Consider the following 12,028-nt stretch of genomic DNA (forward strand, 5'->3'; position numbering starts at 1 on the left):
GAGGTCTCCTGAAAGCTCAAGCTCGATTAATCAAATGAGAAGACGTCTAAGCCTTTTTCATCCATTAATTCCAACGCACGGCCACCGCCACGAGCGACGCAAGTCAATGGGTCGTCGGCGATAATGACAGGGATGCCGGTTTCTTCCGAAATCAGTGTGTGAATGTTTCGCAACAAGGCACCACCGCCGGTTAGTACAATGCCGTGTTCAGCAATGTCTGCCCCTAATTCTGGTGGCGTGTTTTCCAGAGCGGTACGCACTGAGCTGATGATGGCGTGTAAGGGTTCTTGCAGCGCTTCCAGCACTTCGTTGCTGTTGAGGGTGAAGCGGCGTGGTGCGGATTCTGCCATGTTCGAACCGTGCACTTCCATGGTCATTGGGTTGACGTCATGATAAGCCGTACCGATGGTTTTTTTAATTCGTTCTGCGGTTGATTCGCCAATCACCATGCCGTAGTTACGGCGTACATATTTAATAATGGCGTCATCAAAGCGGTCTCCGCCGACTTTGACGGAATCGGACCAGACAATCCCGTTAAGAGAAAGAGTGGCAACTTCTGTCGTGCCGCCGCCAATATCAACCACCATTGAACCGGTCGGTTCGGAAACTGGCATGCCCGCGCCAATCGCGGCGGCCATTGGTTCTTCAATTAGATACACTTCACGTGCCCCGGCGCCAGCAGCCGATTCACGTATTGCACGACGTTCTACCTGAGTAGAGCCACAAGGTACGCACACAAGAACACGTGGGCTGGGTTGAAAAAAGCGCGCTTCGTGGACTTTACGGATAAAGGACTGCAACATTTTTTCAGTTACTTCAAAGTCTGCGATCACGCCGTCCTTCAGCGGGCGCACGGTTTGAATGTCTTTGTTTTCTTTACCCAGCATCATTTTCGCGTTTTCACCCACCGCGACAATAGAACGCATGCCGCTACCGCGATGGTTATTGCGAATCGAGACCACCGAAGGTTCGTTTAAGACCATCCCTTTGCCACGCACGTAAATTAACGTATTGGCTGTACCTAAATCAATTGAAAGGTCGTTCGAGAAAAGGCCCATTAATTTGCGAAACATTCTGCTGCATCCTTGATGATCGGTCAAAAAACAATTTCGTTATTCTAACTGAATTAATTAAGTGAAAGAAGACTTCTTGAGCGCAAAACCCAGGATAAAACCGAAAACTCTCCGAGCCTCCTGTTTGGCGCTTAAATCTCGTTGTTTTGTGCATGCCTAATACTGAATGATAGTGAACTGATATGCTCGATTAATCGCCCTTGTTGGCCTGTAACACTGTATCTACACCATAATTTATGGTATTTTACTGCGTTATTTTTGCGCCCGTCATTCTGGGCAAGAACACATATCCAAACTGGGAGTAGCACAGTGTCGATAGGAAAAAGCGAAGTCGAATATATTTCGCGTTTGGCGATGATTGCCGTCGCGGAGAATGAGGTGGAACCGGTTTCCGCTAAGCTGAGTAAAGTGCTTGATTTATTTGAGCAGATGCAAGCTGTTAATACCGAAGGTGTTGAGCCGATGGCGCATCCGCATGAAGTTGCGCAACGTCTGCGTGTTGATCAAGTCACCGAAGCGGATCAACATGAAAAGTTGCAGAGCGTTGCTCCGGCTACGGCGAAAGAGATGTATCTCGTACCACAAGTTATTGAATGATAAGAGATTAAAATGTTACATACATTAAGCGTAAAACAGATGAGCGAAAAGCTGCACGCTGGAGAAATTACCAGTGTTGAGTTAACGCAACATTACTTAGACCGCATTGCCGAATTTGATCCTGAACTGAATGCCTACGTAACGGTTACGCCGGAATTGGCGTTGGAAATGGCGAAAGAAGCGGATGTTCGCCTGAAAAACGGCGCGGCCGGTCAATTGACCGGTATTCCAATCGCGCACAAAGATATTTTCTGTACTGACGGCGTGAAAACCTCGTGTTCATCAAAAATGTTGGATAACTTCATTGCGCCATATGATGCGCACGTGGTTACTTTGTTGAAAAAAGCCGGTATGCCGATTTTGGGCAAAACCAACATGGATGAGTTTGCGATGGGTTCTTCATCGGAAAGTTCTTACTATGGTCCAACTAAAAATCCATGGGATTTGAACGCCGTTCCAGGTGGTTCATCAGGTGGTGCAGCGGCAGTGATTGCGGCGAATTTAGCGCCTTTAGCGACGGGTACAGATACAGGCGGTTCGATTCGCCAGCCAGCGAGCTTCTGTGGCATTACCGGCATTAAACCAACTTACGGTACGGTTTCTCGTTTTGGAATCATCGCTTATGCATCAAGTTTTGACCAAGCAGGGCCGATGACGCGTTCGGCAGAAGAGTCCGCTTGGCTACTAAATGCCATGAGTGAATTTGATGAGCGTGATTCGACCTGTTTAGAGATGTCGCGTCCAGATTTTTCTGCCAATTTGAATGACTCTTTAGCCGGATTGAAGGTCGGCGTCCCAGCAGAGTATTTTGGTGAAGGCTTGGATGCGGATGTCGAGCAGGTTGTTAAGGCCGCAATTGCCGAAATCGAAAAACTCGGTGCGACGGTGTTGCCTGTTTCGCTTCCGAACAAAGATTTGGCCGTGCCGGCGTATTATGTCTTGGCTCCGGCCGAAGCGTCTTCTAACTTATCGCGTTATGACGGCGTGCGTTTTGGGTATCGTTGTGCTCAGCCACAAGACTTAGAAGATTTGTACAAGCGTTCACGCGCTGAAGGGTTTGGGGCTGAAGTGAAGCGTCGTATTATGGTCGGAGCCTATGCGTTGTCGGCCGGTTATTACGATGCGTACTATCTAAAGGCTCAGCGTTTGCGCCGTATGGTGCGTGATGATTTTACTCAGGCTTTTGAGCAGTGTGATGTCATTATGGGCCCAGTCGCTCCAACGCCTGCGTTTAATCTCGGTGAGAAAACCGATGATCCAACGAGTATGTATTTGGCGGATTTGTACACCATTCCGGTCAACTTAGGGGGCTTTCCTGCGATGTCTGTTCCGGCTGGTTTTGCTCAAGGTCGTCCTGTCGGATTGCATATTGTGGGGCCGTACTTTTCGGAAGCGAAGTTGCTGAATATTGGTCACCAATTCCAACAAGTCACGAACTGGCACCAACAGATGCCAGAGCAGTACCGATAAGCGCAGGGAGAATTTAATGAGTTGGGAAGTTGTAATTGGTTTAGAGATTCACGCTCAGTTGACCACCAAGTCGAAAATCTTTTCGGGTGCGTCGATTGCTTATGGCGCAGCGCCGAATAGTCAGGCTTGTGCGGTTGATTTAGCGATGCCTGGTATGTTGCCGGTGGTGAATCATGCCGTGATTGCTAAGGGTATTGCGCTGGGTATCGCATTAAATGCGGAATTAGGCAAAAAACAGGTGTTTGACCGCAAAAACTATTTTTATCCGGATTTGCCAAAAGGCTATCAAACCACGCAAATGGATTACCCGATTGTGGGTAAGGGCTATTTAGATATTGATGTCGATGGGCAAATTAAACGCATTGGTGTGACCCGTGCCCATTTGGAAGAAGATGCCGGTAAATCCAATCATGGTATTGTGCCGGGCATGACTGGGATTGATTTAAACCGTGCAGGCACCCCTTTGTTGGAAATTGTTTCCGAGCCGGATTTGTCATCTGCACAAGAAGCAGTATCTTATGCACGTAAAATGCATGAACTGGTCACTTTCTTAGGTATCTGTGATGGCAATATGCAGGAAGGCTCTTTCCGTGTCGATTCGAACGTATCCGTACGTCGACCAGGAGAGCCTTTGGGGACGCGTGCCGAGTTGAAAAACATCAACTCTTTCCGCTTTATTGAAAAGGCGATTGAGTTTGAAGTTGAGCGCCAAATCGAGCTGCTAGAAAGTGGCGGAAAGGTGGTGCAAGAAACGCGCTTGTATGACTCTGAAACCAATACCACGCGTTCAATGCGTTCTAAAGAAGAAGCCAACGATTATCGTTATTTCCCTTGTCCAGATTTGTTGCCGATTCACATTAGTGACGAAGACATTGCAGCGGTGCGTGCCGCCATGCCTGAGCTACCGGAAATCAAGCGTGCGCGTTATATCGCCGAGTTAGGTTTGAATGATTATGATGCCAATGTACTGACGTCATCACGTGCGATGGCTGAGTATTTTGAAGCGTTGAACACGCTCACCGGTGGTACGGGTGCGAAAATTTGCGCGAACTGGATTACTTCTGAACTGGCCGGCGCTTTAAATAAAGCCGGTTTGGATATTGCGGATTCCCCGATTTCAGAAACCAAAATGGCAGGGATGATTGCGCGTATTTTGGATGGTACTATCTCCGGAAAGCTGGCAAAACAAGTGTTTGATGCCATGTGGAAAGGCGAGGGTGAAGCTGATGAAATTATCGCAGCGAAAGGTCTTAAGCAGATTACCGATACGGATGCCATCGAAGTTTTAGTGGATGAGGTCTTAGCCAATAATCCGGCGCAAGTCGCGGCTTACCGTGGTGGGCAAGAGAAAATGATGGGTTATTTCGTTGGTCAGATTATGAAAGCTTCTGGTGGACAAGCTAATCCAGGTCAAGTGAATAAGATTCTTAGAGAAAAGCTGTTATAAGCTTTTGTATTGCAATATACACTTGATATAACTCGGAATAATTCGCTCCACTCGGTCAGATGTTTCTGGGCTGAAGTTATTTGACTTGTTTTGTGTCTTCTAAGCGGTGCTGCTGGTGCAAAGCCAGTAACGCCGTTTATTGCAATTTGACGGGGTCATCATTTGAATCGATTTACACAAGGCAATTCTCGCCGTTATTTCCGTTACTCTATCCAATGTAAATATTTTGTTTCTCCTGAATTGTTGGAGTCGAGCACGGATATTTACAGTAATGGCATTGATTATTTTAATCGAGCCACAGAAGATTCTATTTTGCACCTCAAAACTCAGGTGATGCATAAGTTGCATCGACTGCGTGCGCATCAAGCGACATTTCTGCAAATCGTAACGGATATTTTTGACAAGTTCGATGTGGTGATGGGCTATCTGCAGATGTTGAATCGTGGTCAAGAAATTGCCAGTCGAAAAATCTATTTGCAGAATCATCAGGCGTTACTCGGTGGCTTTAAAGGGATTAAAAAGCTTGAAGATGATGCTCCGAAAACCTATGAATTGTTGTTGAAAATTGAGCAGAAGTTCGTGCTTTATACCCAGATGATTCAAGAGACTATTGATAACTCCACGCGAACGAAGTTGCATGTTTGTGATTACCCTGAGGCGTTTCGTTTTACGCCGGAAATTCGCTTACAGTTCGTAAATCGCGGTGAATTGCTTAATAGTAGTGATTTATTACAAATGATTTTGTCGATAGAACAGTTGTTTGAAAAGGGGTTTGAGCCGTTTAACAATCTGGCCACGGACTATTTATTGTTTCAAAAACATGACTCTTGGATAAAACGTGAGTTGAATATTTCTGCGTGTGGTTTGGCTTTTACAGATAGTCGCGCTTACCCGAATTTGACTCGCGCTGATGTTAAGTTGTCTTTAGATGACAGTTATGCGGAAGTGGTTCGCTTAGATGGCAAAATTGTGCGTTCGCGGTATCTGCCACAGCAGAATCTTAATCAGACAGCGATCGATTTTTATTTTCCAAAATCGGTTGAGCAGAAACAGTTGTTGGGGTATTTGCACCGATTAGAGACCATAGAGTCAATGCAAGGGTGGGCGCATGCCGGGAACCAGTGAAAATTTTGAAATTAACCACTTTAATGGCATTGCTAACCGTTTGGTAGAGCCAACGCGCGCATTGATTAATCACTATCCCCTGCAAAAGTTACTGACCTTTCTGTTAACCGAAGTGCCTGAGGAATTGACTCAGGCATTTCCATCTTTAAGTGCTGAGCAATGGCGAGACGTGTTGCGAAAAACCATTATCAGTAAAATCACCGCTCTGGAGTTAAATGCGGATTATTCGCACGAGCAGCTTTATTTTTTGATCGATTTATTGTCGCACTGCTTTCAATTTCAAGATACGCGTAAGATACAGCCGAAAGACCTGCCTAAAGAGTGTGTTTATGCACAGAAATGGTTGAATCAAGCCTATGCGCACATTCGTTTGAAGCACCCCTTAAGCGATAAAAAAGGGCGCTAAAAATACTGAATAAAGGCTGACAAGTTGACTCATTTATGGAGTCATTCAGAAAAAGGTTGAAAGCACATAAAAAAACCTTATATTACCTCTGTGTTACTCGTTTCTCATTATTGAAGGAGACAATTCAATGAAACGTATCGGATTATTTTTATTAACAAACATTGCGGTGATGGCGGTCGCAATGCTAACTCTGAACTTGTTGGGTGTCGGCAGTTATATGCAAGGCACCAGTTTGAACCTAGGCAATTTATTTATGTTTGCTTTAGTGTTTGGTTTTGCAGGCTCTTTTGTCTCTTTGGCGATGTCCAAGTGGATGGCTAAAATGTCGACCGGTGCGCAAGTAATCGAAACTCCGCGTAACCAAGACGAGCAGTGGTTGTTGGATACGGTACGTCGTCAGGCGGAGAAAGCCGGAATCAAGTGCCCAGAAGTGGCGATTTATGATTCGCCAGAGCCGAATGCGTTTGCAACCGGTATGAGTAAAAACAACTCGTTAGTTGCGGTGTCTACTGGTCTTTTACGCTTTATGCAACGTAACGAAGTGGAAGCGGTATTAGGTCATGAAGTGGCGCACGTCGCGAATGGCGATATGGTGACCATGGCTCTGTTACAAGGGATTTTGAACACCTTTGTCATCTTCTTTGCAAAAATTGTTGCTTACGTGGTTGACCGCGTGGTGCTTAAAAATGAAGAAGAGGGGCATAGTTGGGCGTTTATTATTACTGACATCGTTGCACAAATCTTGTTTGGTATTCTGGCCAGCATCATTGCAATGTGGTTCTCTCGTTACCGTGAGTTTCATGCCGACAACGGCGGTGCTTACTTGGCCGGTAAAGAGAATATGATTGCCGCTTTGAAGCGTCTGCAAACCATGCAGCCAGGTCACCTACCTGATCAGATGGCGGCGTTTGGTATCTCTGCTGCACCGTCTTCATTTGGTGATTTGTTCAAGTCGCATCCTGACTTAGCAGACCGTATCGCCAAGTTGGAAGCGACTACGCAAGATCAGCTGAAAGTGGCATAATTAAGTAATTAAACTAAGTATTAAACCGCATTTATTGGTTTAAAAATCGCTTAGACAAAAACCCCGCAAAATTTTTTTGTGGGGTTTTTTATTTGGGTTTTGCTTGCAGTGTCACATCATTTAATTCGTTTTTAAGGGTATAAAAAATACTAAATAGTCCGCACAAATAAATGCTATATAGTTACGTTTTTGATTTTTAGCGGGAATAACGAGATGTCAGAGAACACAAAAACTCAAGCGGTTAACAAAAATCGTATGGTTGTAAAATATGGCGCTTTAGGTGCTCTTTTGGCGGTTGCGCCAGTGGTATTGGTGATGGAAATCCTGATGCCAATGTTGTCTGTTCAGTAAGCTAAGTCTTTTCATTGAACATAAAAAAACGCCGTGTTGAAGATTCAGCACGGCGTTTTTTATTGGCTTAAATTAAGCTGCCTGGCGATTTCGGCCTTCGCTTTGGATGCGTTTAATCATGTGGTACAAACCGGTTGAACGGTTTGGTGACAGCTGCTGCAGTAGACCAATTTTTCCAAGAAAATCCAGAGGGGCCGTGGCAACTTCTTCAGCGGTGCGGCCGTGGTAAATGCGTAATAAGAGTGCGATTAAACCGGATACAATCGCAGCATCGCTTCTGGCAGCCATAAATAAGCGGCCATCCTGTTCTTCAATGTGAATCCAAACTTGCGATTGACAGCCATGTATGCGGTTATCCTCGGTAGCAAAGCTTTCGTCCATTGCTTGTAATTGCTTGCCCATGTCGATTAAGTAGCGGTAGCGATCTTTTGGGTTAGCAAAGTGGGTAAAGCGCTTGATTAAGTCTTCTTGTACTTCGGCGATGCTTTTACTCGGCACAGTAAAGTCCATGTCGATTTTTCCTATGAATTCAAAAAACGCCTAGTTTAGCAAATTTTTACCACTATCGCTTAGGGTCTGTGGACAATTCAGACTTGACTCTGTTGCGGCTTAAAAATGCTTCAATCACGGCGCTCAGAGTGCAGTGTATTCGGCACATCCTTGTGCCTCTCCTCTTTGAGGTTGACATTCAAAAACGTTCCTGACGTTTTTGTGGTTATTCCACACAAGTGATGAGCAACAAAGAATGCGGTATTTTTAAGCACACCCCGAAGGGCTCAAGCCATTTTGGCCTCAGCGTTGTTAGAAATTCGCTCAAATAGAATGACTATTTCATGCGCTTTCTGCCTTGCTGAGGCTCAAAATGGTTGAGCAGAGCTTAAGTCTGAATTGTCCACAGACCCTAGTGCAAACGATAACTGACTGGTACGCGAATGGTCCAGTTGTTGCGTTGTATCTGTTCGGGGAATGCCATAAATCGAGACTGCATTTTTTCGGTGATGATTTCTAAGGCGGCTTTATCTAAGATGTCGCGCCCCGAACTGTCTTCAAGTTGCAAATTCTGAATCTTACCGTCGGCATTAATCGTGAAACTGAGCATGACGTCACCTTCCCAGTGACGGCGTTTGGCACGGTTGGGGTAGGTGTCTTGCGCATACTGAATGATCTGTTGGTGCAGTTTCGATAGATACGCTTGTTCGGCGTTCATTACTTGCACAGCAGAAAATTGCGGTTTTGGCGGCTTTGGCTCCGGCTTTGGCTCCGGCTTTGGCTCCGGCTTTGGCTCCGGCTTTGGCTCCGGCTTTGGCTCCGGCTTTGGCTCCGGCTTTGGCTCCGGCTTTGGCTCCGGCTTTGGCTCCGGCTTTGGCTCCGGCTTTGGTTCCGGTTTAGGTTCCGGTTTAGGTTCCGGTTTAGGTTCCGGTTTTGGTTCCGGTTTAGGTTCCGGTTTAGGTTCCGGTTTAGGTTCCGGTTTTGGTTCCGGCTTTGGTTCCGGCTTTGGTTCCGGCTTTGGTTCCGGCTTTGGTTCCGGTTGTTGTGGTGTTGGAGCCGCAAACATTGCCATATTTAGGTCGACAGTGCGTAGCTGCTGTTCTTGTTTTTCAATTGGCTGCAGCCATAGCCAGTAGGCCACGGCAATAATCAATGCGTAGATAAAAGTGGTCAGCAGAGTCGCAATGACGGAGGAGCGTTGCATGGCGTGTCTATTTCTTTTCAGTCAGGATGGTTAGGTTATTGAGTTCTTGACCTTTCAAGAGGTCAATCACTTTAACGAAAGTTCCGAAATTGGCGCTTTGATCGACCCGCAGAGTAATCGGTTGCTGCTTCGGTAGTTCAGCAAACAGTGTTGCAAGCTGTTCCATGTTTTGCGCTTGTTCTTGCAACATAATCTGATTGTCTTTATCAATCGCTAAGGCAATCGGGTCGATTTCAGTCGGCGGTTGATAGCTTTGCGTGTTTTCGGTTTGCGGCAATTCGATATTGAGTTTGTCTTGCACAATAAAACTCGCGGTCATCAAGACAATCGCTAACAGCACCAGCATGACGTCAATTAGAGGAATGACATTAATATTGTCAAAGCGTTTCATGATCTTGCCTTTGCTTTAGTGTTGACGCTGTAAGTCTTGCAATGCGCGGTATTGGGCATTAATCACATCGGTTTTACGAACCAGTCCGTTATAGAACATGATGCTTGGAATGGCGATGGCAATTCCGGCGGCGGTCGCTTTTAAAGCGAGTGCTAGGCCGAGCATAATCGCTCCGGTATCTAGGTTTTGACCTTGACCAATATCGTAGAAAGTAATCAAAATTCCGAGCACTGTTCCGAGTAGGCCGACATAAGGTGCGTTGGCACCGATGGTTGAAAGGGTGGTGAGATGACGGCTAAGCGAAATATTAAGATGTTCGCTGTGATCGAATGTTTGCCATTTGACCGAACGATAATAGAAAAAGCGTTCAAAGGTTACCCAAAGAGCGATAAAGCCCATGGTGCCTAAAATGCCGAATACGGCGTAGTCCAAATATTCTTTAAGAAATTCCATGCAAGTAAAGCTTTCTGTTTGAGATTGATAATGAGAATGATTATAAAATTATAATTTTCTGTTGTGCGCCAAATTTTGTTGAATATGCTGAGGGTGAGGCATTTTATGTGTTCATAATTCTGTGTGTTCTTAAAGCTCTGTTTACTGCTCAGAAGACCGTGACTTATTCAAACATAATTTTTAGCCTTAAGTATTGATGCATTATTGATGGTTATTCGTATTAATAATGCTTTAAATAAAGGTACATAGCGAAGTGTTGAATGTGGCCTGATTGACGTCAACCAGAGATTGCAAGGGTAGCTTCATTGTTTGGTAACTCTCTCATCGTTTTATTGCGATAAAAATATGAGAACAAACTGACGACAACCTCTGCTCTTATGCAGTAAGTGCGTAAAAGTGTTAATATATTCGGGTTTAAATTTTGGTAATCAAAGGCTTGATTATCATTTTGCTAGTCTCGATAGGAGAATCGAATGAAACGTCGTGATTTATTTAAATCTGCTTTTGCGGTAGGTGCTGGTTTAGTTGGGGCTTCTGCACTTCGTCCATTGTATGCATCGGAATTAATGGAATTTAAAGGTCCGGATGTTCCAGATGTTGATGCGGTGAAGGTGACTGAGCATTGCTATACCATTCCGGCAATGGGGCCTCATCCAACTCCGGATAACTTTGGGATGTTCTCTAACCCAGGTTTTGTGGTCACCGATGCGGGCGTCGTCGTGGTGGACTCTGGTAGTTCTGTGCAAATTGGTGAAATGGTACTGCGTCAAATTAAAAAGATCACGGATAAGCCGGTTGTTAAGGTTATCAATAGTCACTTCCACGGTGATCACTGGTTGGGTAACCATGCGTTTGTTAACGCGAACCCTGACGTGGAAATCATTGCGCACACTAAGTGTGTTGAAAACCTGAAAGGCGGCCAGGACAAGTTCTGGTTTGATTTCATGCAAACCACGACCAATAACAAAATCACGGGTACGGTGATCACTATGCCAAACAAAACCGTTGAAGGCGGTGAAGAGTTTGAAGTAGGTGGGGTTAAGTTTAAGCTGCATCATTTTGGTCAAGTACATACCGTTTCTGATATTGCTGTAGAAGTGGTTAACGACAAGGTGTTTTACACTGGTGACATGGTGATGCGTCGTGTGGCAAACATGGAGGATGGTTCTTTCCGTGGTTCAATCGATGCGCTTGGCAAAATCGCGGCAATGGATGTTAATACTTTCATCCCGATGCACGGTACACCAGATGATGTGAAGCTGATCAACGAAGGTAAAGAGTTCATGGAAACCATCTATACCAATGTCGCTGAAATGTACGATCAAGGCCTTTCTGATTTTGAGATGAAGCCAAAGATTATGGCATTGCCATTTATGCAAAATGTGGCTTCTCAATGGCCAGGTTATGACGATACTCTAGGTAAGTTCATCGTCGTTGCCATCAAAGAGTTTGAACAGTCATTGTTCGCTTAACTTTATGAAAGAAAATGGTTACGAGTTACCTCGTGGCCATAGATAAAAAACCGTCGTTGAGTTTGACTTAGCGGCGGTTTTTTTATGGCTGAACAAAAGTGTTGCTAGAGTACGGCCGTTTGATGTTATCTTTCTTTTGTAAAAGCGGTTGATTATAAGAAACTAGATGTGTATCATTCTCATTCTCAAATAGTATTGAGAACAAAATATGTTTTCGCAGCAAAGTTTTGATGGATGCCGTTTTGCGGTTGAGATTTCAGGAATCAGGGGAATGAGATGCCAGCAATGGATTTAAAAATGGGGTTGGAAAAACCGAAAGTTGTTAATTCACAGCAACTGCTGGCTGGCACCAAAACTTTGGTGATTCAGCATGGTGACCAGCAGTATCAACTGCGGGTGACCAAAGAAAATAAACTCATTTTGACGAAATAATCGTCTAAAAATTTTATCTATAACCCATTTCCCAGCCAGCCAGCGCCTTAAATAATTAGGATGCAAGCCAGCCACGAAAGAAACTAAACAGACA

The 12,028-nt window shown here is 45.1% G+C and carries 14 protein-coding genes; 9 read left to right on the forward strand and 5 right to left on the reverse strand.

All coding sequences use genetic code 11. The annotated features are described in order from the left end of the window. Window positions 1–26: 26 nt before the first annotated feature. Complete coding sequence (locus tag HRR27_RS03855) at window positions 27–1,073, reverse strand: rod shape-determining protein (RefSeq protein ID WP_173271079.1); 1,047 nt, start codon at window positions 1,071–1,073, stop codon at window positions 27–29. Between the two features lie 309 nt (window positions 1,074–1,382). On the opposite strand from HRR27_RS03855, the gene gatC reads away from it, so the two are divergent. From gatC to HRR27_RS03890, 7 genes are all read left to right on the forward strand, one after another. After that, the gene (gatC, locus tag HRR27_RS03860; RefSeq protein ID WP_173271081.1) at window positions 1,383–1,670 is read left to right on the forward strand and encodes an Asp-tRNA(Asn)/Glu-tRNA(Gln) amidotransferase subunit GatC; all 288 of its coding nucleotides are present in this window, start codon (window positions 1,383–1,385) and stop codon (window positions 1,668–1,670) included. A 12-nt stretch (window positions 1,671–1,682) separates the two neighbouring features. Next, window positions 1,683–3,140 (forward strand): Asp-tRNA(Asn)/Glu-tRNA(Gln) amidotransferase subunit GatA, encoded by a 1,458-nt coding sequence (gene gatA / locus HRR27_RS03865; protein WP_173271083.1) that lies wholly within the window; start codon window positions 1,683–1,685, stop codon window positions 3,138–3,140. A 16-nt stretch (window positions 3,141–3,156) separates the two neighbouring features. Continuing rightward, the gene (gene gatB / locus HRR27_RS03870) at window positions 3,157–4,587 is read left to right on the forward strand and encodes an Asp-tRNA(Asn)/Glu-tRNA(Gln) amidotransferase subunit GatB (protein ID WP_173271085.1); all 1,431 of its coding nucleotides are present in this window, start codon (window positions 3,157–3,159) and stop codon (window positions 4,585–4,587) included. A gap of 162 nt (window positions 4,588–4,749) precedes the next feature. Continuing rightward, window positions 4,750–5,712, forward strand: a complete 963-nt coding sequence (locus HRR27_RS03875; RefSeq protein ID WP_173271087.1) for a hypothetical protein — start codon at window positions 4,750–4,752, stop codon at window positions 5,710–5,712. Further along, window positions 5,696–6,118, forward strand: coding sequence for a hypothetical protein (locus tag HRR27_RS03880; RefSeq protein WP_173271088.1), 423 nt, complete (start codon window positions 5,696–5,698; stop codon window positions 6,116–6,118). The genes HRR27_RS03875 and HRR27_RS03880 overlap by 17 nt, the downstream gene beginning before the upstream one ends. 127 nt (window positions 6,119–6,245) lie before the next feature. Next, complete coding sequence (htpX, locus tag HRR27_RS03885; RefSeq protein WP_173271089.1) at window positions 6,246–7,142, forward strand: protease HtpX; 897 nt, start codon at window positions 6,246–6,248, stop codon at window positions 7,140–7,142. Between the two features lie 213 nt (window positions 7,143–7,355). After that, the gene (locus tag HRR27_RS03890) at window positions 7,356–7,493 is read left to right on the forward strand and encodes a hypothetical protein (RefSeq protein WP_173271090.1); all 138 of its coding nucleotides are present in this window, start codon (window positions 7,356–7,358) and stop codon (window positions 7,491–7,493) included. 72 nt (window positions 7,494–7,565) lie between these two features. On the opposite strand, the gene HRR27_RS03895 is transcribed toward HRR27_RS03890, so the two are convergent. The 4 genes from HRR27_RS03895 to exbB all read right to left on the reverse strand — a co-directional run bounded on the left by HRR27_RS03895 (window position 7,566) and on the right by exbB (window position 10,030). Further along, the gene (locus tag HRR27_RS03895) at window positions 7,566–8,003 is read right to left on the reverse strand and encodes a SufE family protein (RefSeq protein ID WP_173271091.1); all 438 of its coding nucleotides are present in this window, start codon (window positions 8,001–8,003) and stop codon (window positions 7,566–7,568) included. Window positions 8,004–8,394: 391 nt separating this feature from the next. Beyond that, window positions 8,395–9,186, reverse strand: coding sequence for an energy transducer TonB (locus tag HRR27_RS03900; RefSeq protein WP_194240656.1), 792 nt, complete (start codon window positions 9,184–9,186; stop codon window positions 8,395–8,397). Between the two features lie 7 nt (window positions 9,187–9,193). Further along, complete coding sequence (locus HRR27_RS03905; protein WP_173271092.1) at window positions 9,194–9,577, reverse strand: ExbD/TolR family protein; 384 nt, start codon at window positions 9,575–9,577, stop codon at window positions 9,194–9,196. 15 nt (window positions 9,578–9,592) lie between these two features. Continuing rightward, the gene (exbB, locus tag HRR27_RS03910) at window positions 9,593–10,030 is read right to left on the reverse strand and encodes a TonB-system energizer ExbB (RefSeq protein ID WP_173271094.1); all 438 of its coding nucleotides are present in this window, start codon (window positions 10,028–10,030) and stop codon (window positions 9,593–9,595) included. 473 nt (window positions 10,031–10,503) lie between these two features. Here exbB and HRR27_RS03915 point away from each other — a divergent pair, with 473 nt between their 5' ends. Together HRR27_RS03915 and hemP are read left to right on the forward strand one after the other, a co-directional pair. Further along, the gene (locus HRR27_RS03915) at window positions 10,504–11,502 is read left to right on the forward strand and encodes an MBL fold metallo-hydrolase (RefSeq protein ID WP_173271096.1); all 999 of its coding nucleotides are present in this window, start codon (window positions 10,504–10,506) and stop codon (window positions 11,500–11,502) included. A gap of 276 nt (window positions 11,503–11,778) precedes the next feature. Next, window positions 11,779–11,934 carry a hemin uptake protein HemP gene (gene hemP / locus HRR27_RS03920; RefSeq protein ID WP_173271098.1) on the forward strand — a complete coding sequence of 52 codons (156 nt, stop codon included), beginning with the start codon at window positions 11,779–11,781 and terminating at the stop codon, window positions 11,932–11,934. Window positions 11,935–12,028: the final 94 nt, after the last annotated feature.

Source organism: Thiosulfatimonas sediminis (genome assembly GCF_011398355.1).
Classification (GTDB): domain Bacteria; phylum Pseudomonadota; class Gammaproteobacteria; order Thiomicrospirales; family Thiomicrospiraceae; genus Thiomicrorhabdus; species Thiomicrorhabdus sediminis_A.